This window comes from Paenibacillus tundrae (assembly GCF_036884255.1).
In the GTDB taxonomy this organism is placed as follows: domain Bacteria; phylum Bacillota; class Bacilli; order Paenibacillales; family Paenibacillaceae; genus Paenibacillus.
The window spans coordinates 6,287,389-6,312,111 of sequence record NZ_CP145605.1 but is presented as its reverse complement, the minus strand read 5'-3'; the positions used below and the strand labels follow the sequence as shown (position 1 = coordinate 6,312,111).

Annotated in this window: 21 protein-coding genes; 15 read left to right on the top strand and 6 right to left on the bottom strand. The window is 46.5% G+C overall.

All coding sequences use genetic code 11. The annotated features are described in order from the left end of the window. Positions 1 to 19 precede the first annotated feature (19 nt). Positions 20 to 1,243, bottom strand: a complete 1,224-nt coding sequence (locus V6W81_RS28185) for an MFS transporter (RefSeq protein WP_338541072.1) — start codon at positions 1,241 to 1,243, stop codon at positions 20 to 22. A 117-nt stretch (positions 1,244 to 1,360) separates the two neighbouring features. Here V6W81_RS28185 and V6W81_RS28180 point away from each other — a divergent pair, with 117 nt between their 5' ends. The 7 genes from V6W81_RS28180 (at position 1,361) to V6W81_RS28150 (ending at position 9,256) form a co-directional block, all read left to right on the top strand. Beyond that, a complete protein-coding gene (locus V6W81_RS28180) occupies positions 1,361 to 2,164 on the top strand; it encodes a helix-turn-helix domain-containing protein (protein ID WP_338541071.1) in 804 nt (267 codons plus the stop codon). A 332-nt stretch (positions 2,165 to 2,496) separates the two neighbouring features. After that, complete coding sequence (locus tag V6W81_RS28175) at positions 2,497 to 3,414, top strand: ABC transporter permease (protein WP_251383214.1); 918 nt, start codon at positions 2,497 to 2,499, stop codon at positions 3,412 to 3,414. A 27-nt stretch (positions 3,415 to 3,441) separates the two neighbouring features. Next, positions 3,442 to 4,323, top strand: a complete 882-nt coding sequence (locus V6W81_RS28170; protein WP_056703312.1) for a carbohydrate ABC transporter permease — start codon at positions 3,442 to 3,444, stop codon at positions 4,321 to 4,323. Positions 4,324 to 4,380: 57 nt separating this feature from the next. Next, complete coding sequence (locus V6W81_RS28165) at positions 4,381 to 5,976, top strand: extracellular solute-binding protein (protein ID WP_338541070.1); 1,596 nt, start codon at positions 4,381 to 4,383, stop codon at positions 5,974 to 5,976. Positions 5,977 to 6,008: 32 nt separating this feature from the next. Next, complete coding sequence (locus tag V6W81_RS28160; protein WP_338541069.1) at positions 6,009 to 6,977, top strand: LacI family DNA-binding transcriptional regulator; 969 nt, start codon at positions 6,009 to 6,011, stop codon at positions 6,975 to 6,977. Positions 6,978 to 7,073: 96 nt separating this feature from the next. Then, positions 7,074 to 8,186 (top strand): glycoside hydrolase family 88/105 protein, encoded by a 1,113-nt coding sequence (locus V6W81_RS28155; protein ID WP_338541068.1) that lies wholly within the window; start codon positions 7,074 to 7,076, stop codon positions 8,184 to 8,186. Further along, the gene (locus V6W81_RS28150; protein ID WP_338541067.1) at positions 8,183 to 9,256 is read left to right on the top strand and encodes a pectinesterase family protein; all 1,074 of its coding nucleotides are present in this window, start codon (positions 8,183 to 8,185) and stop codon (positions 9,254 to 9,256) included. The genes V6W81_RS28155 and V6W81_RS28150 overlap by 4 nt, the downstream gene beginning before the upstream one ends. 186 nt (positions 9,257 to 9,442) lie before the next feature. On the opposite strand, the gene V6W81_RS28145 is transcribed toward V6W81_RS28150, so the two are convergent. After that, complete coding sequence (locus V6W81_RS28145) at positions 9,443 to 10,291, bottom strand: aldo/keto reductase (protein WP_145044838.1); 849 nt, start codon at positions 10,289 to 10,291, stop codon at positions 9,443 to 9,445. A 202-nt stretch (positions 10,292 to 10,493) separates the two neighbouring features. Beyond that, positions 10,494 to 11,693, bottom strand: coding sequence for an MFS transporter (locus tag V6W81_RS28140; protein WP_338541066.1), 1,200 nt, complete (start codon positions 11,691 to 11,693; stop codon positions 10,494 to 10,496). Positions 11,694 to 11,845: 152 nt separating this feature from the next. On the opposite strand from V6W81_RS28140, the gene V6W81_RS28135 reads away from it, so the two are divergent. From V6W81_RS28135 to V6W81_RS28125, 3 genes are all read left to right on the top strand, one after another. After that, complete coding sequence (locus V6W81_RS28135) at positions 11,846 to 12,244, top strand: winged helix-turn-helix transcriptional regulator (RefSeq protein ID WP_056703330.1); 399 nt, start codon at positions 11,846 to 11,848, stop codon at positions 12,242 to 12,244. After that, entirely contained in the window at positions 12,241 to 12,918 is a 678-nt protein-coding gene (locus V6W81_RS28130; protein ID WP_056703335.1) for a TIGR00266 family protein, read from the top strand. Before V6W81_RS28135 ends, V6W81_RS28130 begins: the two co-directional genes overlap by 4 nt. Positions 12,919 to 13,127: 209 nt before the next feature. After that, entirely contained in the window at positions 13,128 to 13,583 is a 456-nt protein-coding gene (locus V6W81_RS28125) for a MarR family winged helix-turn-helix transcriptional regulator (RefSeq protein ID WP_145044830.1), read from the top strand. A 214-nt stretch (positions 13,584 to 13,797) separates the two neighbouring features. Here V6W81_RS28125 and V6W81_RS28120 read toward each other — a convergent pair whose 3' ends face one another. Then, a complete protein-coding gene (locus tag V6W81_RS28120) occupies positions 13,798 to 14,775 on the bottom strand; it encodes an aldo/keto reductase (RefSeq protein ID WP_338544076.1) in 978 nt (325 codons plus the stop codon). A gap of 124 nt (positions 14,776 to 14,899) precedes the next feature. Between V6W81_RS28120 and V6W81_RS28115 the strand changes: the two genes are divergently transcribed. Next, the gene (locus V6W81_RS28115; RefSeq protein ID WP_145044828.1) at positions 14,900 to 15,940 is read left to right on the top strand and encodes an LCP family protein; all 1,041 of its coding nucleotides are present in this window, start codon (positions 14,900 to 14,902) and stop codon (positions 15,938 to 15,940) included. Positions 15,941 to 16,193: 253 nt separating this feature from the next. Then, on the top strand, positions 16,194 to 18,797 hold the full coding sequence (locus V6W81_RS28110) for a DUF2339 domain-containing protein (RefSeq protein WP_338541065.1): 2,604 nt from the start codon (positions 16,194 to 16,196) through the stop codon (positions 18,795 to 18,797). A gap of 159 nt (positions 18,798 to 18,956) precedes the next feature. On the opposite strand, the gene V6W81_RS28105 is transcribed toward V6W81_RS28110, so the two are convergent. Continuing rightward, complete coding sequence (locus V6W81_RS28105; RefSeq protein WP_156395581.1) at positions 18,957 to 19,115, bottom strand: hypothetical protein; 159 nt, start codon at positions 19,113 to 19,115, stop codon at positions 18,957 to 18,959. A gap of 396 nt (positions 19,116 to 19,511) precedes the next feature. Here V6W81_RS28105 and V6W81_RS28100 point away from each other — a divergent pair, with 396 nt between their 5' ends. From V6W81_RS28100 to V6W81_RS28090, 3 genes are all read left to right on the top strand, one after another. After that, on the top strand, positions 19,512 to 20,189 hold the full coding sequence (locus V6W81_RS28100; RefSeq protein ID WP_338541064.1) for an FHA domain-containing protein: 678 nt from the start codon (positions 19,512 to 19,514) through the stop codon (positions 20,187 to 20,189). A 300-nt stretch (positions 20,190 to 20,489) separates the two neighbouring features. Continuing rightward, positions 20,490 to 21,422 (top strand): bifunctional helix-turn-helix transcriptional regulator/GNAT family N-acetyltransferase, encoded by a 933-nt coding sequence (locus V6W81_RS28095; RefSeq protein WP_338541063.1) that lies wholly within the window; start codon positions 20,490 to 20,492, stop codon positions 21,420 to 21,422. A gap of 146 nt (positions 21,423 to 21,568) precedes the next feature. After that, positions 21,569 to 22,147 (top strand): class I SAM-dependent methyltransferase, encoded by a 579-nt coding sequence (locus V6W81_RS28090; RefSeq protein WP_338541062.1) that lies wholly within the window; start codon positions 21,569 to 21,571, stop codon positions 22,145 to 22,147. A gap of 272 nt (positions 22,148 to 22,419) precedes the next feature. Here V6W81_RS28090 and V6W81_RS28085 read toward each other — a convergent pair whose 3' ends face one another. Continuing rightward, positions 22,420 to 24,693, bottom strand: coding sequence for a carbohydrate-binding domain-containing protein (locus V6W81_RS28085; RefSeq protein ID WP_338541061.1), 2,274 nt, complete (start codon positions 24,691 to 24,693; stop codon positions 22,420 to 22,422). Between the last annotated feature and the right edge of the window lie 30 nt (positions 24,694 to 24,723).

The window sequence follows — 24,723 nt, the reverse complement described above, 5'->3', positions numbered from 1 at the left end:
GGGAAGGTTTCAACGGTCATCACGCTGTTCTTGTTCGATCCCTGCGCAGAAATACAGCACACACACCAAGCAGTGGTAAAAACGAACATAACTTGATAACAAACGCAACGCTGGTCACATCAATTAGAGAGCCCAGCACAACCGAGCCAAGTCCAGCCATGCCGAACGACAGGCCAAAAAACAATCCAGATACGGTTCCAATATGACGAGGAAGCAATTCCTGTGCATAAACAATGATGACGCTGAAGCCGGACATCAGAATTAGTCCAATCATTCCGCACAACACCATGGACAAGACGGGTCCTGCATAAGGCAGTAACAGGGAGAATGGTGCGGTGCCCGCAATGGAGAACCAGATCATCGGTTTACGTCCATAGCGATCAGCGAGTGGGCCACCGAGCAGGGTTCCGACCATACCTGCGAATTGCAGAACGAACAGACAGATCTGCGCTTGGGAGAGAGGCAAGTGATACGCGTCGGCATAATAGAAGGCGTAGTATCCGGTCATGCCAGCGATATATACGAATTTGGAGAACAGCAGCAGGATAAGAATTCCCATTGTAAAAGCGATGAATCCCCTGCTCATAGGTCGAGCTACCGACTCTGCGCCGCTGGATTTTAGAGGCTGTTGCTGGAGAATGCGAGTCTCGGCAAGCTTGTCTCTGTACCAGCGACTGACATAAGACTGAATAACAATGCCGATCAGGGCAAAACCCATCAGCCACAGAAAGCTACGCTGCCCATGTGGCAGCAGGATGAAGGCAACCAGTAATGGAGCAAGTGCCTGCCCCGTGTTGCCTCCTACTTGGAAGATCGACTGCGCCATGCCGCGTCCACGTCCTGCCGCCATATGGGCTACGCGTGAGGATTCGGGATGGAGGATGGATGAGCCGATGCCAATCAGTGCTGCCGAAACAAGCAGCATCCATAACTCGGAAGACAAGGCTAAGCCAAGAACACCGATCAGGGAGAATAACATGCCTCCGGGGAGCAGGATGGGCATTGGCCTGCGATCTGACATATAACCGACCAGTGGCTGAAGAACGGATGCGGTAATATTCAGGGTGAAGGCAATCCAGCCCATCTGGGCGAAACTGAGCTGCATGGTCTGCTGGAACAGCGGGAAAGCAGATGGAACAACCGTCTGCACCGCATCATTCAGCAGATGGGCGAAACTGACTCCGGCGAGTGCCCAATTGGCGGAGGAATTGATTTGCATTTTGCTTAAAGTGGCCTGAGCCATGGGAGATCACCTCGAATTATTTTTTTCTATGATAAAAGATGGGGGCAGATCATGTCTTTGTGAAAAGTGCTTGGAAAGTGAGCACGATTTGCTATAATGTCAGCAGGTGAGGAAACGATGGAATTAAACATGACGCTAAATGGGTTGGAATTATGGAAAGCTACTGGAGGATTCGCGAATGAGCCTCATGTACATGACGACTGGTATCAGCTAACGCTGCCAGTCAGAGGCCAATGTCATCTGGTACAGGAACAGCATGCATACCCATTGAAAGCAGGCATGGGGATTGTTGCCCATCCTCAAATGGAGCATCATTTTGAAATAGGTTCAGATTCGGCTGTCATAGTGATCAAGTTCCGTAAACCGCCTTTAGGAAGTTACGAAGGCGCGGAGTTAAGTGGGGGACGGACTGAGTTTCGGCCTGCCCAGACTTTCGATCCGGCGGAGATCAGTAGCCTGTTTCGAAGCTGGCATTCCATTTTGTTAGATGACATGCCCGACTTGCTGCGAGTACAGGAAACAGAACTAGCGATTGAGACATATCTAAGACGTATGTTGATGGGGCAGGAAAATGAAATAGAAACGGTAGATACCGGTACATTCATTGATCCTCATCTCCGCCGAGTGCTTGATTACATTCACAGTGCCTACACAGGCCCAATGGATATTGATTCGATGGCGGTGGTTGCGCATCAGAGCCGGTATCATTTTATGCGTTCTTTCAAGGCTCTCACGGGATCAACACCTTATCAATATTTGCTGAATTTGCGGGTAGAAGAAGCGTCCAGAAGGCTCCGCCTTACGACTGATTCAGTAACGACAATCAGTTATGAGCTGGGATTCTCCAGCGTCAGCCAGTTGTATAGAGCTTTTCAGCGAGTATATGTTATGACACCGATGGAATATCGGAATCAGGTCTAAATTATCATGGGCAGTCTCGCGTATGCGAGACTGTATTCAAGAAAGTTACAGCCGGACACTGATTTTTGTTGTTGCCAAACATGTTAGACTTTGCTAAGATGATTAAAAGTTTATGTAAGCGTATACATTTAAGTTAAAATTACAACGTTGTAATTATGGGCGAAGATTACTAACTCAGCTTCACATCATCAGACTAAATAGCAATTTATGCTAATTTAATCATGTTTATTAACTATAATGAATTTGCTGAGTAGGTGTGATTATGGAAAAAAGATTTAATTCTATCCAAAAATTCAAACGTTGTAATTTTATCTGAGGGGGAATGATTCAAGGTGAAAAAACGGATGTCCACGTTGTTCAGCCTAGTCAAACGGGATAAGTATTTGCTGCTTATGTTCTCTCCAATCTTTCTGTATTACGTTATTTTCATGTACGTCCCCATGCCGGGCATTTTGCTCGCCTTTCGGAATTTCATTCCCGGTCAGGGAATGTTCAGTGGAGAGTGGGTTGGCTTAAGGTGGTTTGATCAGTTTGTGAACTCCATCTATTTCTGGAGGCTGCTGCGCAACACGTTTCTGCTCGCCTTCCTGCCACTCCTGTTCGGATTCTCCATCCCCATCCTGTTCGCTGTCTGCATTGTTGAGATCAAGAATCGAACCTTCAAGCGATTTGCCCAGACCGTAACGTATCTTCCGCACTTTATCTCCACCGTCGTTGTTGCCGGGATGATTATCAATTTTCTGTCCCCTACAGACGGAATCGTCAATACCCTGATCGCCAAGCTTGGTATGGAAAAAGTGAACTTCATGATGGACGCCGGGTGGTTCCGTACGATTTTCACCAGCTCGGATATATGGCAGAGCTTCGGCTTCAGCTCCATTATCTACATTGCTGCGATTATGGGCATAGATCCTGAGATGTACGATTCCGGCAAGATTGATGGAGTCAACAAATTCCAAGAGCTGTGGCATTTGACTCTTCCGAGCATCAAACCAACGATTGTCATTCTGCTGCTTCTATCGCTAGGTGGAATTATGAGTGTAGGCTTCGAGAAAGTATATCTGCTCTATAACGGAGCTACCTACGAGACGGCCGATGTATTATCCACTTACGTATACCGGATGGGGATTGAAGGGCAGAATTACGGTTTTGCAACAGCCGTGGGTCTGTTTAACTCGATCATCACGTTTGTACTTGTATTTGCAGCCAATTCAATGACTCGGCGATTGACCAAGATGTCACTCTGGTAAGACCATTCCCCCCAAAGGAGATCTGATATGCAAAAATCGAGAAGTGACCGGTTATTCTACGCATTTATCTATTTGCTGACCATCTTGGCAGTCGCGGTTACCTTATATCCTTTCCTGTACGTTGTTAGTATTTCATTCAGTTCGGTGGAAGCCATCGACAAACAACAAGTGGTCTTGTGGCCAGTAGGTTTTACGCTATCGGGTTATAAAATGGTGCTGCAATATAGCGAGTTATGGGTCTCTTTTTACAATACTCTGTGGTACACCGTCGTAGGTACGCTGCTCAATATTGTAGCGACCTGTCTAGCGGCATTCCCGTTATCCAGACAGCAATTTTTCCTGCGTAGAAAGTTGAACTTTTTCATCGCCTTCACCATGTATTTCTCGGGTGGACTCATTCCCGTCTACATGTTGATTACATCTCTCGGATTGTACAATACACGCTGGGTCATGGTGCTGCCTGTGCTGGTCATTACATTTAACGTGATGATCTGTCGCTCCGCATTCGAAGGCATTCCGAATGAAATTTTTGAGAGCGCAAGTATCGATGGTGCCAACGAAATGACGATGCTATACCGCCTGGCGGTGCCTATTATCAAACCAACATTAGCTGTTCTAACGCTGTATTACGCCGTATTTCACTGGAACAATTTCTTCTCTGCGCTACTATATCTCGGCAAGCAGGATATGCAGCCCTTACAGATGTTCTTACGCCGAGTATTGATCATGGCCTCACCTGAGGTGATGCAGAAGATGGGCGGCACCATGACTTCGGGTGCGCTGGCAGTCTCAACACTTCAAGTCCGGTATGTATCTATTGTGGTCAGCATTCTACCGATTGTATCGATCTACCCATTTATCCAACGGTACTTCGTCAAAGGGATTACCCTCGGAGCCGTGAAAGGATAGCCTTACTTACTTGATCACCGTATGACCCAGGTTGTTCATAACAAGGAGGATTAGCGGATGAGAATTAGAGGAGCAGGAAGAAAAAGTGTTATTGCAGCAATATTGGCGATCAGTTTAGCAGGTTGTAGCGGCGGTGCAGGAACAGGAACCGATGCAGGGAATGCCCCAACAAGCTCAGAACCAGCATTCAATTACACCGGAGCAGGACCGGTGACCGATCAGCCTGATGCGAAGCTGTCCATTCTTGGAACGAATGCGTGGACGACTAACGTAGATCTATCTACCGCCGCCATTGTGAAAAAAATTGAGAGTAATGCAGGGGTTGAGGTCGATTGGGATCTGATTCCGCCCCAGAACTATGCGGATGCAGTCAATCCACGGCTGGCAGCAGGTACTGGGTTACCAGATATCGTCTACTTGCCGGATCAGGATCAGCTTATGAAATACATTAATAGTGGATTGTTTATTCCATTGAATGAGTTGATCGATAAGTATGGAGTGAATCTCCAAAAAATATATGAACAATCACCTGCGGTCAAAGCCAGTTTAACAACGCCAGATGGTAAAATATATTATGTGCCGCAGCAAACGCTGACCAAAAACTATATGCCCGTATTTATGATCAATCAGCGCTGGCTGAAGAAGCTGGGCTTGAACGAGCCAACAACACTGGATGAGTTCACGGCGATGCTGCGCAAATTTAAGACCGATGATCCAAATGGCAATGGGCAGGCGGATGAAATTCCATTGTCGATGGAATCTAAATTTATTCCGATGGCATTTGGCCCGGTATTTGGCTTGGATCTATCGAACCAATTCTATGCTGATGATCAAGGCAAGGTTCATTTCAGTTACTATGAGCCTGCCTATAAGGAATATCTGACCTATCTGAACGGGCTTTATAAGGAAGGTCTGCTCGGTGTAGATTATGCCAGCACAACGAGTGATCAGGTAACATCTCGGATCTCGCAGGATTTAACGGGTGCAACGTTTAATTTTAGTTGGTATATGTCGATGGTCTACAGTCCGCTGTACAAGGATTACAACCCAGCTGAGCCTATTTTCAAAGGTATCCTGCCGTTGAAAGGGCCGCATGGTGACCAATTCTATGTTGGACGTACACCGGTGAGTGGTATTTTCGGAATTACCCGGGATAGCAAAAATCCAGAGCTAGCTTTCCGTTTCCTAGATTATGCGGTAAGTGAGGAAGCACAGACGTACTACACATGGGGCATCAAGGATGACACATACACCGAAGAAAATGGCGTAAAGACCTTCACGGATAAAGGTAAAGACAACGAATACATTCAGAAGCTCGGTATTGGGCCGGTCAATCTGCCGAATATTCAATCCACCGATTCTGCAGATTCCGTCGTAGCAGAGTGGCACGCCAAGCTGGATAAGGAAATGGAACCGTATATCCGTGAACCCTTCCCGTTTGTGTATGCTCTGCCAGATGAAGCTAGCGTAGAGAGCATGTCCATGCCGGATATTACGACGTATGTGGAAGAAATGAACTTCAAATTTATTAGTGGAGATACAGGTCTAGATCAGTTCGATAGTTATATTGAAACATTAAAGAAAATGAACATTGAGCAAGTTATTGCCGGCAGACAGGCGCAATATGACCGGTACAAAGCTGCACAGCAATAAGTTTCCCAAGGTATGAGAGGTGTTGATTGATTTTGATAACCATTAAGGACATTGCCAAACTGGCAGGGGTGAGCTATAGCACAGTATCCAAGGCGCTCAACGGTGATCCTCGAATCAAACCTGCGACGAGACAGAAAGTGCTCGCGGTGGCAGAGAAGCACCAGTATCGAAAAAACATTATGGCTCAGCAGCTCTCCACTGGCAGAAGCAACATCATTGGCTTTGTTCTTGATGAACTGAGCAATCCATTGTTCTCCAACATATCAGGCAATTTGCATGCGGAACTCAAGAAACGGGGCTACCAGATGATCCTCGTTGTAGCGGATGATGGGGTGGATATATTCAGTCAATTACGTGTGGACGGCTGTATCCTCTGGGATTACGCACTCGAAGATCGGGAAGCCTTCTGGAAAAAGTTCGCTACCCTGAACATGCCTTGTTTTGTACTCGGTACGGACGAAGCTCCGAATTCGCCTTACATTAAGATTGATCGCAAAGAAGGAATCTACAAGGCGGTGCAGCACCTTCAATCCCTCGGACACAGTCGAATCGGATTCATCGGAAACTCCCAGAATATCAAGCTGGAGGGATACCGGGAAGCGTTGCAGCGTACAGGTCTTGGATTTGAACCTCACTATGTGTTGCCTGCGCACTCATCGTGGGAGGACGGATATTTTGCCATTCGAAATTATACATTTGGATTGGAATCACCAACAGCGTTTATCGGGCTGAACAACCTGGTGACTCGGGGGGCGCTGCGTGCGCTTCTCGAAGCCGGTTATAACGTGCCTAAGGATATCTCATTAATCGGTTATGATGATCTGCCGGATATGCAGTACGCCGAAGTCGCGCTCACCACGATTGGTCCGCCGCTGGAAGAACTGGCCGCACAGGCGGCAGAGCTAATCGTATCGTTAATTCGCGGCGAGCAGACGGAATATCCGGTGGTGATTCAACCGCAGCTGAATCACCGCAGTTCAACGGCAGTTTCTCGGACGTGATGACCTGAGCATCAATAACAATAACAGGTCGTTTGGTCGTTTGAGGATCGAGTTTGCAATATACAATACCGTACCACATCCTAGGAGGTTGAGTGTATGCCAATACAGACACAGTTATCCTGGTCTGAACGAATAGCAGAGACGATTGTAGAGCAATGTGACAATGACGGTTATCATGCATTTCCTTCTGAACGCTGGGCTTATGTTCAAGGCATGACTCTTATGGCGATGGCGCAAACGGGTGAACAGTATGGCAAAGGTGAATATATCGATTTTATGAAGCGACATATGGATCTATATATTCAAAAGGATGGTTCGATCGCAACGTATTCGCTTGAAGAATACAACCTGGATCAGATTAATCAGGGTAAGAATCTATTTCGGCTAATGGAAGATGCTGAAGATCAGCGTTATGAGGAAGCGGCGCATCTACTCGCGGCACAACTGGCGGGGCAGCCAAGAACATCGGAAGGTGGCTTCTGGCACAAAAAAATCTATCCATTCCAGATGTGGCTGGATGGACTGTACATGTCCTCCCCTTTTCTCGCACAATACGCGAAAAAGTTCAATCGTCCCGAATTATTGGATGAGGTTGCTCATCAGATTTTGCTGGTTGAACGTAAGACACGTGATCCGCGAACAGGTCTGCTCTATCATGGATGGGATGAATCGAAGGAGCAGGTGTGGGCAGACTCCACGACCGGGTGTTCCGCACACTTCTGGAGTCGGGCGATGGGATGGTATGCAATGGCCATCGTGGATAGTATAGAGCATTTCCCGATCCATCATCCGAAGCGGGGAACCATTATCGGCATCTTCGAGCGGATGTGTAACGCTTTGGTACGCGTGCAGGAGCAGGAGAGTGGTCTCTGGTTCCAGGTGTTAGATCAAGGATTCCGCAAAGGCAACTACTTGGAAGCTTCGGGTTCCAGTATGTTTGTGTACGCACTTGCGAAGGGTGTTCGCTTGCGTTATTTGGAGCCACAGTTCAAGCAAGCGGCTGAGAAAGGATGGCAAGGTCTGACATCTAGATTGGTAGAAGAGACGGCAGATGGGGTGAAGCTGAACAGCATATGTCATGGGGCAGGACTCAGTCTTGATCGAGATGGGTCGTACAGCTATTACGTAATTGAGCAGGTAGTAAGTGATTCCTTCATGGGGACAGCACCACTTCTACTGGCCGCGCTGGAAATGGAGCGATTATCATGACCAAACGTGTGCTGCCAACCACAGATCCGAGCCAGAACACCATATATTATACCGTGGCAACCGACGGGAGTGGGGATTACTCGACCATTCAGGCTGCGATTGATGCAATTCCTGATCATTCTGAAGCTAAGCTGGAGATTCACATTAAACCAGGGGTGTATGTTGAGAAGCTGCATATTGAGAAGTCTAAAGTTCACCTCATCGGTGAAGGAGCCGAGCAGACGATCATCACGTATGATGATCATGCCCTCAAGACATTCCCGAACGGCGAGCTGTATCATACATTTCATTCCTATACCGTGTTTGTTGGGTCTGATGACTTTACCGCAGAAGGGCTCTCGTTCGTAAACTCGGCGGGGCCAGGTAAGCTTGTTGGTCAGGCTCTGGCGATATATGTTGATGGAGACCGGGCAGCCTTCCGGAACTGCCGATTCATTGGGCACCAGGATACAATCTTCACCGGGCCGCTCCCAGAGCAACCGTTAGATCGAAGCTTTTTTGGCGGGCCGCGCGATGGGGCTGAGAGGCGTAAGCTACGACAATACTATGAAGGCTGTTACGTTGAGGGCGATGTTGATTTTATTTTTGGCTCGGCGACGGCGGTATTCAAAGATTGTGAGATCTTCTCTAAGATTCGTGTGTCCGGTGCAGATCAGGTACAGGGAGAAGTGCAGGGCTATGTTACTGCGGCTTCCACGCCTGAGGATGTGAAGTATGGTTATGTGTTTATTGACTGTGATCTAACGAGCAACGCACCTCCTGAATCGGTGTATCTTGGACGGCCTTGGCGTAATTACGCAAAAGTGTGCTTTCTCAACTGCTGGATTGGAGCCCATGTGAAGCAGGAAGGCTGGCATAACTGGAACAAAACGGATGCGGAGAGCACCGTGGTATTCGCAGAGTATAACAGTTCAGGGCCAGGAAAAGCACAGGCAGGCGTTCGTGTACCATGGGCTGACCTCCTAACGGAGCAGGAAGCAGCTGAATACACGATACCTCTTATTTTGTCGGGTGAAGATAATTGGCAACCTTTCCGTGCTTCATCCCCGATTGAAAAGCCAAGCGATTAGAATACTTATCTGCATGTATCCGTGGGTCAGATTATAGCCGTAAGAGCGCTGCTCTCGTATCAGCTATTCTATGACACTAAACGGTTCTGCTATCGCACGAAAAGCCTCCATACCTTCCGCCATGGCGAAGGGAGTGGAGGCTTTGTGGATCTTATTGGATCGATATTTAATTCAACGGAATAGAAGTTAGAAGTTAAAGTTATCCGGGTCAGGTCCTACGCGTTGATCTTCATTCAGCGCATTGATTCGTTCCATCTCTTCAGAAGATAGCTCGAAATCAAAGATCGAAGCATTCTCTTCAATGCGATGCGCCTTAGTGGATTTTGGAATAGTAACGACACCGTTCTGTAGATCCCAACGCAAAATGATCTGTGCAATCGACTTTCCTTTTGCTGATGCAATCTCTGTGAGAACCGGGTTGTCCAACAGCTGACCTTGCATGAGCGGGGACCATGCTTCAAGTTGAATGTTGTGTTCTTCACAGAAGGCTTTCAGCTTCGTCTGTGTCAGACGAGGATGATATTCTACTTGATTCACCATAGGAACGATCGTAGCGTCCTGCATGAGATCTTGCAGATGATGAATCTGGAAGTTACTTACCCCGATCGCTCTAATCCGGCCTGCTTGGTAGAGTTCCTCGATGGCTTTCCATGCAGCTTTATATTTACCCGCTTTTGGCCAGTGAACCAGATATAGATCCAAGACCTCGAGTCCCAGCTTGTTCATCGTTGTATCGAAGGCGGCAAGTGTCTCTTCGTATCCAAGGTCAGCATTCCATACTTTGGAGGTGATGAAAAGGTCTTCGCGCTTAAGATTGTTCTCTTGTAATGCTTCTGCAATGGCTTGTCCTACACCGGCTTCATTGCCATATACCGCAGCAGTATCAATACTGCGATAGCCATATTTAATCGCATGTTTAACCGCTGCGATTAACTCGGCTCCTTCTTCTACTTTGAATACGCCGAGTCCAAACCAAGGCATGTGAACGCCGTTATGCAATGTTGTTGTCGATTGTAAGTTTTGTGCTGTTGTCATGAAAATTCCTCCTTGATGTGTATACAATTCGTTACTTCGTGTAGAATTGCTATTAGTTCATGATACAAAATCAAATCATAGTAGATCAAATTGCAATCAACGTATATTATATAATTATACACTGTTTTGAAACCGGTTCCCTACTCATGATAAGCTCTTAGATTGAAGAGTATCTAGAGTTGGTAGACTTTAGTGAGAGAAATTACTTATGCGCCGGTACATGCATTTCTTTACGGTCAAGCACTCTCGCCCAAGTGGTTAGGATTACCGCAGTGAGTACCATGAGGGCACCGACCCATGTTGTATGGATCAAGCCTATGGAATCCGTAATTACACCACCGAGATAGGCGCCTATTGCGATACCAGCGTTAAAGGCAGCGATGTTAAACGCTGAGGCTACGTCTTTTGCCTGCGGTGCATACCGCTCTGCGAGTGTCACTACATGCATCTGTAATCCGGGGACATTCATAAAAGCAAGCATACCCATTCCTAGGATCGTAACCAATGCTGCCGTTTTGAAGGGAACTGTGAAATATAGTATACCCAGAATTACGGTTTGGATCATAAACATGTAGAAAAGTGCCTGTAGTGGACTGCGGTTGGCTGCTTTTCCTCCGAGAATATTACCAATTGCAATGGCGATCCCGTACACAAGTAGAATGAGTGCTACCGTTGGCTCCGCGTACCCGCTAATATCATGCAATAGTGGAGACAGATAGGTGAAGACAACAAATGTTCCTCCATATCCGACGGCCGTAATAACAAAAGCAAGCAGCAATCTTCCGTTGGTTACAAGTTTCAGCTGGTTCCGGAAGGCAGTGCGTGTTCCGCGTTCCAGTGTGGAGGGCACGAGCAGCAGATTACCAACCAACGCGATGAGCCCAATGACCACGATGAGAATAAAAGCTGCACGCCAACCCCAGTGCTGACCAATAAGTGTGCCTAGCGGTACACCGGTTACGGTCGCAATGGTTAACCCGGAGAACATGATGGCGATCGCACTGGCTCTACGATTGGGAGGTACAAGATCTGCGGCAATCGTTGAACCGATCGACATGAATACACCATGGGATAGGGCTGTGATGATTCTAGCAATGAGCAGCAGCGTAACCCCGCTAGATAAGGCCGCAAGCGTGTTGCCTGCGATAAAAACAAGCATGATTGCAAGTAACAACGTTTTGCGTGAGATGGTAGACGTTAGAGAGGTTAGGATAGGTGCTCCAAACGTCACGCCAAGTGCATATAAGGTAACGGTTAATCCCGCTGTGGTTACAGATATGCCGAGATCATCTGCAATAAGCGGCAACAGACCTACGCTGATAAATTCAGTGGTGCCGATGGCAAATGCACTGATTGCGAGTGCCAGCAGCGCGAGTGTACTTCGTTTGGAACTTTGTAACATATATAGCTCAACTCCCTGGAATGTGGATTTACGTACTGGCAAATGCTATTATGAGATATTCCGTATCAAATGAATAGTACGTACTTTTTAGTACCATACGTACTTTTTGGTACCTATACCGTTCATGAAATTCGTCAGGGAGGAGATATACCATGGAGAGGAAGAAGTACAACATTTCTGTTGAAGCAACCCTTGAGGTCATCGGTGGTAAATGGAAATGTGTGATTTTATGCCATCTGACCCACGGGAAGAAACGTACCAGTGATCTTAAGCGCATAATGCCTGCTATTACACAAAAGATGCTGACACAGCAATTGAGAGAGCTTGAGGATGATGGCATTGTGAATCGAATCGTCTATAATCAGGTTCCGCCGAAGGTGGAGTACGAATTAAGCGATTACGGCCGGAGTTTGGAACCGATACTCAATGCACTTTGCAATTGGGGCGATCAGCATATCGTAAGGGAATATGGCGATAAAGCGTTGATGTTGGAGGACAATGGATTGAATGATTTTGGTTCTGAAGACCACAAGGAGCTGATGAAACAATGAATTATGAGATTCTGCATCAAGGTGCTTTTGCTATGCTCAAAGTTAATCTAGAACGCGGAGAACGGTTCAAGGCTGAGAGCGGGGCTATGGTATCCATGACACCTACAGTTGAGCTGAGAGGTTCGGCAGAAGGTGGGATGTTCGCAGGGTTCGGACGCATGATTAGTGGGGAGAAGTTCTTCTTTCAGGAGCTTACGGCTACAGGCGGATCAGGAGAGGTTCTATTGTCACCTTCTAGCATGGGGGATGTGCAAGTAGTCGAGTTAGACGGTTCATACTCTCTCTATGTGCAGAAGGATGGATTTCTTGCGGGTACTGAAGGTATTCAGGTGAACAGCAAAATGCAGAATCTCAAAAAAGGTCTCTTTTCTGGAGAAGGTTTCTTCATTATTGAGATCAGTGGTCGGGGAACAGTATTCCTGTCTTCGTATGGCGCAATCCATGCCATTCATCTGGCTGCAGGCGAAGAGGTCATCGTTGATAATGCACATCTCGTTGCATGGCCTCATTATATGAATTATCGCATTGAGAAAGCCTCACAGGGCTGGCTGTCCAGTGTGACTAGCGGAGAAGGATTGGTGTGTCGCTTTAGGGGAGAAGGAACGGTCTTGATCCAGAGTCGCAATCCGCAAGGGTTCGGACAATGGGTGAAGCAATTTATCCCTTCGCGTTGAACCGCCATGAAAAAAGATACAAAGTTGCAACGGATCAGATGGCAAAATCGTTATAAGAATAATTAACCTGCAATGCCTAGACATAATGGTTGTCCAAACCCATGATATAGCCGTCATAAGCGGGTTCATGTGGCGACCATTAATCTGTAATATTCTCTAGTATATGTAATGAAGTAGAATTCTAAGGCATCGGTGATGGAGGAATTGAGATGAGTTCACAGTTTAAAAATGCAAATGAAAGTCCAGGACACCTGTTATGGCAGGTTACCACCATGTGGAGTAAAGAAATGAGACGGGTTCTTGAGCCGCTTGGGTTAACACACCCACAATTTGTGCTTCTACATGGATGCTTATGGTTGAATGAACGCGATGAAGAGGGTAATGGTGTTACTCAGGTTCAAATTTCTCAATTTACGAATGTCGATGTTAATGTAACATCTCAAGTTCTTCGTGCGCTTGAAAAGAGAGGGCTGATTCAACGTACTCGTCATAAGACGGATACAAGAGCAAATATCATTTCTACAACTCCAGAGGGCACAGCTCTTGCCAATCAGGGGATTCAGGTTGTAGAGGCTGCGGACAAGGCGTTTTTTGATCTGGTAAGTGATCGTAAGGAAGAGTATATGGATATTTTACGTGAGTTTATTAATAACAAATCCGAATAACGGACGTATTGGATTTTTTCGTACATTATTAAACTACATGTTGTAGTGAGAGAAGAAGATTATCCTACATAAAATGATACTCAACCATTGAAAACCTCCCTGACGTTGCAGCCGGGAGGTTATTTATTTTGGGATTTATTTATTTTGCTAAGCTATCTCATCACTTAAGAAAAATGATGATGAACTATGAACGGTTGCAAATTTAGATTCATGGTTATTCAGTTAGCCGGTAGGTTGCAAAAGGCTCCCTATGACGGAACGAATCACTAAGCTGATCCAGTTCAGCCATCATGTCGGATGTCAGCTTGAGATCAAGGCTCTGGAGATTGTGTTCCAGTTGTTCTGTACGTGTGGCTCCAACGATAACCGTTGAAACGGCCGGACGTGCCAGTAGCCAAGCGAGGGATAATACACTCGGGGAACAGCCATATTCTGCCGCTTTCTCGCTAACTCGTTGTCCTAAATGAATATTGTGCTCCAGCAGAAAACGATTGAAAGATGGATCGGTGTCTGCCCTAGAGCCGGATGGTACAGCTTGTTCTCCATCGTACTTACCAGTTAAGATACCGCCAGCCAGCGGGAAATATGGGATAATGCCGACACCTTGATCCAAACACAGCGGTACCAATTCTAGCTCAGGTGTACGGTCAGCGAGAGAGTAGCTCGTTTGCGTTGAAATATAACGAACGTAGCCCTTCAACTCGCTTGTGCCGAGAGCTTTCATCAGCTCCCATGCGGCATAGTTGGATGCCCCGATGTAACGGACTTTGCCGGAGGATACCATGTCATCCAGTGTGCGCAACGTTTCATCCAGCGGTGTGTGCGGATCGAAGGTATGGATCTGGTACAGATCAATATAGTCCGTCCGCAGACGACGGAGACTATGCTCCAGCTCTTGTTGCAAATGATAGCGGGAGGAACCCCGCCCATGAGGACCATCGTGCCGGGGTAGTCCGGCCTTGGTAGCAAGCACAGCGTTTTCCCGTTTACCTGCAAGGGCTTGTCCAATAATTCGCTCGGATTCGGTGCCAGCATAGATGTTAGCGGTATCGATGAAGTTAATCCCTTGATCCAGTGCGGCATGAATAATACGGGTAGATGTCGGTTCGTCGGCACGTTTGCCGAATGCGTTGGTGCCCAGACCGAGTGCGGATACGCGTAGACCGCTGTTGCCTAAATGTCGAAATTCCATCATGTATCGCTCCTTTCTGTGCCATATCTTATCATGGCGATTATAACCTAATCTATTGAAATGGTGTTATTAATATAGTTAAATGATTCTTAGAAACCGCTCTTATAGAGTTAAAGGAGAAATCATGGAAAACAGTGCAGCTCACTTAACCAGACGGAAGCCGAAGAAACCGAAGAAGAGATGGAAGAAGCCCCTAATCATTACATTGAGCGTGCTTGTTTTGTTAGGCGGGCTTGGATTCATTTATCAAAAGCAACTGGTCATACTCGCATTCAAAATGTTCGCCTCAGATACGGTGAAGGAAACACTGGATGATTCCTTTAAACCAGCGGGTAATGAAGATGCACCCGTTGTGGAACATACCGATCCATTCTCGCTGTTGTTGCTCGGAATCGATCAACGCGACAACGAACCAAGTCGTTCGGATACGATCATCTACTCCGTCGTTCGCCCAGAAGATAATAAAGTACTGTTACTGTCCATTCCGCGTGACTCCTATACGGAAATTGTAGGTCGGGATGTAAAATCGAAAATTAATTCAGCATATGCTCACGGCGAGGCCAAGATGGCTATGGATACTGTGGAGAAGCTGCTGGAGAACAAAGTAGACTTCTATGCAGCCATTAACTTTAATGGTTTGAAAGATATCGTAGATGCAGTAGGCGGTGTCGAGCTGCCAATCAAGAAAAATATTGAGAACAAGCTAAAGACGCATGAAAAGCTGTTCGTCGAAGCCAACAAACCGATCTATAACGGAGAGGAAGCGCTGGGATATGTGCGTTATCGTGAAGACTCCGATTTTAACCGGACGATGCGTCACCGGATTTTCCTGAGTGCATTCATGAATCGTGCGCTTGAGGTCAAGAACCTAACTAAGATTCCAGATGTCATCAAGATTGCTGGCTCCAACTTTACAACGAATATGAATTCCGATTTTATTGTTGATTTTGCAGAATCACTGTACATGAAAGATAGCATACCGACGATCAGCAATTACATGCTACAGGGTACGGGTGCGATGCGTGGTGGTGTCTGGTACTATGATCTATCGGAAGAGGATCTGCAACATGTACGGACGATGATTGCCAGCTGGCTTGATCCAGATGCAACCGAAATTATAGAGCCAAGCACAGACGATACAACAGAATCGACAGATGCGGCATAAAAGAGGTTGTTCAAAAGGCTCACTTTTGATTACGAAGGACGCCTGACGGTATCTCAGGATCGAATATGGGATTCGAGTACAAATTGTGTGAAACGTAAGCCTGAAGAAGCTCATTGCTTCTTGGGCTTTTTTGTTTTGTCGTAAGCGAAAGAGGAAGAGAGCAGCAGAGTTATTTCAACATTTACATCTTTTTCAGATCACAATAGAGTAAAATATAGGGAAACAAATCAACATCGACCAATGGAGGAAAGGTATGAAGGAGTTCAAGGATCGGCTTCATCAGGTGCAAGAGCAACAGAAGCAGTTGGTTAAGGAGTATAACGAACTGCTTCAGGATTACCAATCCGATGATCTAATTGTACAGAACGAACAACTGCGTGAGCAGTCTGAGGCGTATAAGCTCAAGCTGAAGCAGTTGGAGATCCGGGCGCGTCAGATGGAAGAAGAAAATGGTCGCCTTCGGATGGCGCTGTCTGAGCAGATGCTGGATGAGAAATTGAATCTGATCCGTGTATCGAAGGAGAAAATGGAGACGTATTTCCGAGGTAAGACGGCTGTACATCACGATCGGCTGGAGGCTCACGAGCATCGTACCAAAGCGAATCTTAATTCCATCTATAACCGGGCTGCGGAAGAGCTACAAGAAGATGAGAATGAGATCAAGGAACGTATTGCATATCTAGCTGGAGAAGTAAGAGAGCGAATAGAGCGACAACGGCAAACGCTGTGGGAGCGGGAAGAAGCGATACGTCAGCAAATGCATCAAGGATATGATTATATGGCTGAGGAAGAGCTGAGTGAGGAGACAATTAAGCAACGCATTCGTCAAAACCGAATGGAGATGAAGATTGGCTTAAGCTGGATCAACAAGTTGGCCATTTTGCTTCTTATTCTGGGCGTGGGTGCAGCATTCCGATACTCGTATTCCACTTGGTTCAGTGATCAGATGAAAGGTGTGGCCTTTTTCTTATTAGGTGTGCTTATGCTCGCTGGGGGAGAGTGGTTGTTCCGTCGAAAACGGCAGACATTTGCCATGGGACTGTTAGGTGGAGGCATATCCATCTTGTTTGGATCCATTTTCTACAGTTACTTCTTGCTACATATCATTGGACTGTATACGGCTCTAGGGTTATCAGTACTCGTATCAGCTGTATCTGTCGTCCTGTCGCTGAGGTATCGATCCAAAACGATCTGTACGCTAGGACTCGTCGGAGGTTATTTACCGTTATTTTCGTACATGGGGTACTTCGGGCTGGAAGGACGCGCCGTTTATGCGGCGATGATCTATTTACTGCTCTTAAATGGCATTATCGTACTGATCTCGTTTGGTAAACGTTGGCCTATTGTGCACTATATCAGCTTCTTGTTCAACACACCGTCGATGCTCATTATGTTATGGTTATCGCCGAGCAATATCGTAGGCATGTTGTATTCAATTGTGACGTTTGCGTTGTATCTAGGCATTACGCTGGCGTATCCGTTCAAACATCGAGTTAAACTAACCTGGTGGGACTTCGCCTTGCTCGCCATGAATACAAGTATTAGCTGTCTCATGCTCTATGTACTGTTCAGGGCAGAGGGCTGGGACGATGCACAAGGACTGCTGGCTCTAGTGTTCTGTCTGGTCTACTTTGGGTTAGCTCGATTCGTTCGTCGTCATATGGTGCAAGAAAGACAGACAATTCTGTTGTTTTACATTACTTCGTTAACCTTTGCGGTTCTGATTATACCGTTCCAGTTTGGAGCGGAATGGTTGTCCTTGGGTTGGTTGATCGAAGGAATTCTACTCATCACTCTTGGCCATCTGAAGCGATTCAAAGCGGTGGAACGTGCCGGATGGGGCGTGGTGCTGCTCTGCATCGTTACCTTTATCTATATTGATGTGCTGGTGATGTTCCTCATGGGAATGCAGTCTCACTTTATGCTGAAGTATTCCTGTATCACACTTGGTTCGCTGGCGATTACGCTCTATTATTCATTTATCCAACGGGGCTCGTTGTCATCCTCAGGAATGCTGCGTTATCACAACGTAGAGCGTGGCTTCCTGCAGGGATTCCAATATATTACGCTGGTGAACCTATGGTTCTATGTTCTGTATGAATCGAATGAACTGTATAGCAGAGCTGTGGATGACAGCTTCCCGTTATACCTGTTCTACAAATTCATTCTATTTGCCTCGCTGACAATTGCGTTAGCTTATGGACTGAGCAAAGTGAAGCCGTTACAAGGTCGATTTGTACGCTATTATACGAACATTCTGCATGCTGTGGGTTACTGTATAGCGCTAGCGGTAACGTTAAATCTGCCAGCTTTGCAACCGGATGTTCAGCAACATACCGCTGCCGAGATCGTAGGGCTTATTGTACTGATTATCTTCAATGTGGGGGTATTCTTCGCTGGAAGAGATCTGTTAATTACAGCGATCCGTGGGCAGTTCAAAAGTATTGAATGGTATCCTGTCATTGCAGGGGTCTACCTGTTAGGTGTAATCACCGTTTTCATGACGGTGCAGTTCCAATGGGGAGATGTGGGGCTGCTATTCAGCTTAATCTACCTGATACTTGCCATCCTCTACATTGCATACGGATTCCGTAGAAAATATGTGATGATTCGCCGTCTGGGTCTAGGCCTGACCCTGCTGGCTACGGGCAAGATGGTATTCTATGATGTTAGTTTGCTGACAGCAGGCAGTAAGATTGTCGCGTATTTCAGCTTTGGTATTTTACTTCTGGGTATATCATATCTGTATCAAAAGGTGTCAAGCAAGATGGAGGAAGTCCATGCTCAAGAGAATAAGCCGAATGAACAGGATTCATCTGCTGAATCAGATAAGGAACAACATAACGATGAGGTCTAACGGCTAATTAACATAACAATAAGCTCCTTGATCTGCCTAGCAGACTGAGGGGCTTGTTGGTTGTTGTGAGTGATCGGTAGAGATGACAATCGTGAAACGTTTATGGGAGTGAACGCGTTATAATAAAGTAAGTTTATTGCATGAGTATGTTGCTGGTATTTAGGGCTGGATGCTCGTATGTATCCATGACGTTTCCGTCGTTGCTTGCTTGCCATTCAGGGACTCTCCGCGTTCACCGTTCATGTGGGACAGGACCGTGAGTGTGATGGATAAAGCAAAAGCAAGTAGCACATATATGCAAATGTTCTTTTTGTTCATATTTAGGTACCTCTCTTGTTGGTAAGCTAGTGACTGTCTATCATGAGAAAAAAAGCACAACGTCTGGTATAGTAGAGAAAAGCATAGAACGACGCCATGTATACACTATATAAATTGTCATGAATGCAAACAATGGAACAAATCTGATGAAGTTATCATTATTATTTGAACGAACATATATGTTCGCTCAGCATTTACAGTGGAACGGAGAGGACAGAAACAAACTGAAGAAGCGAAGCGTTCGCCTTTATCCCAGGATTTCCCCTTAGGAGAAGGGATTCAAAAAAATCCGGGGATAACAGCGATCGGAGGTTGTTCTGTCATCGGAGTGCAACTGTAAATACTCCTTAGTTGAACATATATAGAGAGAGTGAATTTTGAAGGTGAGGGAATAACATGCGGGAGACGGCAAAAATCGTCATTCGTACACCTGGACAGGAAAGTGATGGTTCATTTGCTTATGTACGGCAAGGGCGCTCCATAATGGTAGGGCGTTACACAGGAGGCAGTGAACTGGATCTGTCCGTGTACAATCAGATGATTTCCAAACGGCACTGCCGTATTCATTATGATGTACAGTTTCAGCTGTGGGTCGAGGATCTGGATAGTAAAAATGGAACGGAGCTGAACGGACAACGCCTTGTTCCATATGAGAGATATCCTTTTGCAGAAGGGGACAGCCTGACGCTAGTGAATGGACTGATACAGCTTCGGATCGAGAATGATTTGGAGGAGACGAGGGAATATCGTCTTTCTGACCTGCTCGGTGAAGGAATTAGAGTACACGATCATATGCAAACGGTACAGATTGGCGAGGTGGAGATTCCGCTATCGAAGAAGGAATTCCAGCTGTTCAAATTACTTTATAGTCAGCTAGACCATTTTGTGACACGTGAGCAGATTGTCAGTCAGGTATGGCCTGAACGTAGCATATTGGAAAGTGAACCGGTGGGGATCGATGAGATTAACTCCTTGATCTATCGGACGAATCGCAAGCTCGGCATTCATTTTACGATCAAATCGGTGTATAAGAAGGGCGTGTACATGAAATCTCATGTACCGGATTTAGGGTGACCTCATTGTGCAGTTCGAGCACCCAGGGCAAGTCCGTATAATAGAAAAATGCAATCAATGAGGCCAGATAAGCACTAATGCTTGTCTGGTTTTTTGTATAGCTGTGTAGGATACATGCCGCTCTTATGAAATGACTTATTCTATATGCCTATCGTGTGTTCTACTTATTCAGGAGCGCAACTTAGCGTTGATAAGGTTCCAAGCCCAGTTCAATTTATTTGACTAAGTCAATTAAATTGAATACAGTGTATATAGTTGACGTAGTCAAATAATATACTAAATATCATTTAGGAGGCCTGCATGAATTCACATACATCGATCATTCCTATCATCCGCCAATTTAACCGATTCTACACAAAGGTACTTGGCCTGCTGGATAAACACTTGCTCGACAGCGACTTTTCTCTATCGGAAGCACGGGTTCTCTATGAAATTGGACATTCTGAGCACTGTACAGCTAGCATGCTCATCGAGCAACTTCGTCTGGATCCGGGATATTTGAGCCGAATGTTGAAAAGGTTCGAAAAGTTGGGGTTAACCTACCGTGTACAATCCAAAGAAGATGGACGATCGTCTCTGCTGTATCTTTCAGAACTTGGAAAAGAAACACTGGCTCGGATGGACGCATTATCCGATGAACAGATACACAATATGATCCTCGAATTGCCCGATCAGAGCCAGCGAAGCATTGCCAGAAGTATGACGGCCATTGAGAGGGAGTTGTCTAGTGAACCGATAGAACGGAGGATACATGTCCGAACCGAACTGAAACCGGGAGACGTCGGAGCACTGATTCAACTACACGGCTGGGTCTATGCCAAGGAATGCGGCTATAACCACGAATTTGAAGCGTACGTCTGCAAAACGTTTTATGATTTTCTGCAAACCTACAGCCCAGACAAGGATCGGTTCTGGTTGGTAGAATCGGATCATGAAATTGTCGGTAGTATCGCGGTCATCGGCCATCCGGGCGAGAGAGCCCAAATTCGTTGGTTTATCTTGCATCCCGATTATCGGGGGATGGGGATTGGGAAGAAGCTCATTCAAGAGGCTATCACATACTGCCGGGAAAAGGGATACCGAGATGTCTTTCTGGAAACGACGGATGATCAGAAGACAGCCATCGCTATGTACACAAAAGCAGGGTTCGTCAAAACCCTAGAACAAGAGAACATGGGTTGGGGAACGCATCACATCGAACAAACCTATGAACTACATCTTCATAAAGAATAATTTCGTCATGATAAATATGTACGGGTCTCTTTCAAGATAACTTTTCAAAAATATTATTAAACAGGTATGCACGAGTACTGTAGTATAATGATGAATGCAAGAACGAAGACCAGTCAACATCTTCAACTCCCAAAGGATGAGGCTATATGTTCATTATTCCATTCATTCCATGGTTGATCGCCGTGCTTACCTTAATTGCTGTTCTGTCTATTGTGCTCGTTAGCTGGAGAAATGGAATCTCCCCGATGCCTACATCCCGATTGGTCAGACGTGTTGTCATTCAGGAGGTAAATCGCATTCCTGGTTATGGCGATGTAATCGAGGCAGGCTCTGGATGGGGCACACTCGGCCTGGATGTCGTGCGGTATTGTCCGGGTAAACGGCTCACGGGTATCGAAAATTCTCTCTTGCCTCTGTGGGTCTCCCAAGGAATCGCATATCTGAGTGTACGCTTCCGTGAGGCCAGAGGTCGACAGCAATCCATGAAGGGTAGACTGCGGTTCATCCGCGGCAATATCTACAATAGCTCTTACGAACATGCTGATTGCGTCATCTGTTATTTGTTTCCCGGAGCGATGAATCGTCTGAGCGACAAGTTTACACGTGAATTGCCGCCAGGTGCGAGAGTAATTAGTGTCTGTTTTGCGTTGCCAGGCAGGGTGCCACTTCGCACGATTACTTGCCCGGATGCATTGCGTACGAAGGTGTACGTCTATGTGTTCTAAGGCCATATAACAAACAACACGAAGGGATTGTCTCACAAACCTGAAATATGGACTGAATTGATGAGATAATGCCTCTGTGATTCGTTAGATATCAGATCCGGGAAAATGATCTCGAATAGCATGTGTCAGGTTCATTACATCAAAATAACGCTAAAGGGGATGTCCCTCGTCATATTTATATGACCTATCGGACATCCCCTTATGTCTAGCTTGGAACAGATACGTTGTTTGTTAAGTTGCCGCACAGATTCATATGTGAGATAACTCGTTGTTTATTTTGCTGAATCGCTTGTACTTGTGCTGTCAGAAGTAGTGCCAGATTGTCCGCGGCCTCTTCCGCCTCCAAATCCACCTTGACCATTACCTCCACCAAAACCGCCCATGCCTGACTGAGCTGTAGTGACACCTGATTCATTGACCCAAGTTACATTGCTTGTGGATTGGAATGCAACGACTTTTGTTCCGCCGCTGTAAGTGCCATCTGTGTACAGTCCGTCCTCGGCTGTGCCTGTGGAGGTTCCGCCAGAGTAGATGACATAAGATCCATCTGCTTCTAGGTCAGGGGAGCTAACAACTACGGATTGGTAATCCTTCGCTGGAGCAAACGTTAGAATGCTGTTGCCTTCACTGTCTTCGACATGAACGAGTGTTCCTGCTTGTTGAGTGGAAGGGAATGTCATGACAATTGCATTTTGAGTGGACGCATCAGATGTACCTTGTACCATGCCTGAACTTCCGGCTGCGATCAGATATCCACCGCTCATCTCAAATGAGCCATCATAGTCGAGTGCTCCATTGCCATTGTCTGTTGGACCATTGACGATTACAGTACCACCTGTCATGTAGATCGAACCGTTCGCATCCAGCCCGTCACCGCCTGCATTCACAGTGAGTGATCCGCCGTTAATATGCAATTCGTTGTTGCCAGATGATTCACCCGGCATACCACCAGGTGCACCGTTTTGTTGTGCTGCATTCGTGTTCTTCTGATCGGTAGTTGATGTTGCAGCTGTTGTATCCGTGTTTGGACTAGCTTCAGCGGTAGCGGTGGTTGTAGTCTCTTCACCACCAGCTGCATTAACGCCATCATCGGATGCTGTGACATCCACATTTCCGTCATTCAATGTAATGATTGCACCCTCAAGTCCTTCATAACTGTTCGCAATTGTGATTTCTCCACCATTGATGGTAAGGGCTTGATCTGCATGGATTCCGTCATCGCCAGACTTCAGGCTGAATGTTCCGTCATTTACAGTGACATTATTGTTACTGTGCAGGGAATCATCCATGGAATCAATCGTATAGGTACCACCGTTAACCGTGAGATCAGTACCAGCTTTGAGTGCTTTGGCGCTGATGGACTCTTCTTCCGTTGTCGTGGTGGCTGTGTCTGCATCGGCATTGGTTTCCGTCGTTGCTATATTGGCAGAGTTGGATGCAGCTGTGTTGTTGGTGTCTGCTGCAGCATTGACGCCAGTATTATCCGGCATATCGGCAGGACGCTCGCCATCCGGCGGTGTACCCATATCCGTAGGTGGTGTACCCATGTCTGTTGGAGGTGTGCCACCACCAAAACCACCGCCACCACCACCGCCAAACGGTCTCTCTTCTACTTTGGCTGGTGCATTTGCACTTCCTCCAGCAGTCACAATATTGTATGTGCCGCCATCCGTAACAAGGGCAGTCTCAGCTTGAATACCGTCACTACCACTTTCGATGTTGAAGGTACCACCCGCAATGGCCACAAAGCCTTTAGAGGTATCGGTATCATTGGTGGATTTAATTCCATCGCCTGCTGCATCGACAGTGATTGTGCCCGCCTGAATCGCAACCATGTCTTTACCTTTGATGCCGTCATCGGCAGCCTTGACGTTGATCGTGCCGCTGATAACTTTCAGATCATCCTTACTCGTAATGCCCTCGTTATAATTACCTGTCACTGTTAATTGTCCTGTACCGTTGAACGTCAGATCTGCTTTGCTAAAGATAGCTGCATCCGGCTCGTCCGTCGTATCATCGGCGTATACGTAGGTTTTGCCATCCGAAACTTCATTTTTCGTTCCTTTTTCAAGTGTAATGACGGCTTTGCCAGCCTTCTGAATGTAGATCCCTGCACTATCGTTATCATGAATCTTTGCCCCGTTTAACACGAGGTGCACGACGCCTTTATCCGCAACGTTCACCACAATTTGCCCATCTGTCAGTTCACCACTAAGCACATAAGTACCGGCTTCTGAGATGGTTACCGTACCATTTGCTGCTTTGGCTCCCGATCCAGTCACTGCTGCGGTTGTCCCATTCAGTTTGATGATCGTGGAGTCCGCTTCAGTCCAGATCACATTGGTATCATCTGCATCCAGTGAGACGAGGTCGGCGAATTTGACCGAAGTTTGCTCACTCACGGAGACGGTTTTGGTGGTTCCTGTCGTTGTTGTTGCCGCATTGGCTGTTGTATTCGTTGCTGCTGGGGCGCTGCATGCTGTCACGAGTGCAGTAATCATCGCTATAGACCACAGTTTGCTGCCGGCTATCACTTTCTTCTTCATACGATATCGATCCCTTCAAATTTAAATTAA

What these genes read in the sequence shown, in the direction of transcription:
- V6W81_RS28185 (WP_338541072.1), bottom strand. Translation starts at nt 1,243, where the DNA reads ATGGCTCAGGCCACTTTAAGCAAAATGCAAATCAATTCCTCCGCCAAT.
- V6W81_RS28180 (WP_338541071.1), top strand. Translation starts at nt 1,361, where the DNA reads ATGGAATTAAACATGACGCTAAATGGGTTGGAATTATGGAAAGCTACT.
- V6W81_RS28170 (WP_056703312.1), top strand. Translation starts at nt 3,442, where the DNA reads ATGCAAAAATCGAGAAGTGACCGGTTATTCTACGCATTTATCTATTTG.
- V6W81_RS28165 (WP_338541070.1), top strand. Translation starts at nt 4,381, where the DNA reads ATGAGAATTAGAGGAGCAGGAAGAAAAAGTGTTATTGCAGCAATATTG.
- V6W81_RS28155 (WP_338541068.1), top strand. Translation starts at nt 7,074, where the DNA reads ATGCCAATACAGACACAGTTATCCTGGTCTGAACGAATAGCAGAGACG.
- V6W81_RS28150 (WP_338541067.1), top strand. Translation starts at nt 8,183, where the DNA reads ATGACCAAACGTGTGCTGCCAACCACAGATCCGAGCCAGAACACCATA.
- V6W81_RS28145 (WP_145044838.1), bottom strand. Translation starts at nt 10,291, where the DNA reads ATGACAACAGCACAAAACTTACAATCGACAACAACATTGCATAACGGC.
- V6W81_RS28140 (WP_338541066.1), bottom strand. Translation starts at nt 11,693, where the DNA reads ATGTTACAAAGTTCCAAACGAAGTACACTCGCGCTGCTGGCACTCGCA.
- V6W81_RS28135 (WP_056703330.1), top strand. Translation starts at nt 11,846, where the DNA reads ATGGAGAGGAAGAAGTACAACATTTCTGTTGAAGCAACCCTTGAGGTC.
- V6W81_RS28130 (WP_056703335.1), top strand. Translation starts at nt 12,241, where the DNA reads ATGAATTATGAGATTCTGCATCAAGGTGCTTTTGCTATGCTCAAAGTT.
- V6W81_RS28125 (WP_145044830.1), top strand. Translation starts at nt 13,128, where the DNA reads ATGAGTTCACAGTTTAAAAATGCAAATGAAAGTCCAGGACACCTGTTA.
- V6W81_RS28120 (WP_338544076.1), bottom strand. Translation starts at nt 14,775, where the DNA reads ATGGAATTTCGACATTTAGGCAACAGCGGTCTACGCGTATCCGCACTC.
- V6W81_RS28115 (WP_145044828.1), top strand. Translation starts at nt 14,900, where the DNA reads ATGGAAAACAGTGCAGCTCACTTAACCAGACGGAAGCCGAAGAAACCG.
- V6W81_RS28110 (WP_338541065.1), top strand. Translation starts at nt 16,194, where the DNA reads ATGAAGGAGTTCAAGGATCGGCTTCATCAGGTGCAAGAGCAACAGAAG.
- V6W81_RS28105 (WP_156395581.1), bottom strand. Translation starts at nt 19,115, where the DNA reads ATGAACAAAAAGAACATTTGCATATATGTGCTACTTGCTTTTGCTTTA.
- V6W81_RS28100 (WP_338541064.1), top strand. Translation starts at nt 19,512, where the DNA reads ATGCGGGAGACGGCAAAAATCGTCATTCGTACACCTGGACAGGAAAGT.
- V6W81_RS28095 (WP_338541063.1), top strand. Translation starts at nt 20,490, where the DNA reads ATGAATTCACATACATCGATCATTCCTATCATCCGCCAATTTAACCGA.
- V6W81_RS28090 (WP_338541062.1), top strand. Translation starts at nt 21,569, where the DNA reads ATGTTCATTATTCCATTCATTCCATGGTTGATCGCCGTGCTTACCTTA.
- V6W81_RS28085 (WP_338541061.1), bottom strand. Translation starts at nt 24,693, where the DNA reads ATGAAGAAGAAAGTGATAGCCGGCAGCAAACTGTGGTCTATAGCGATG.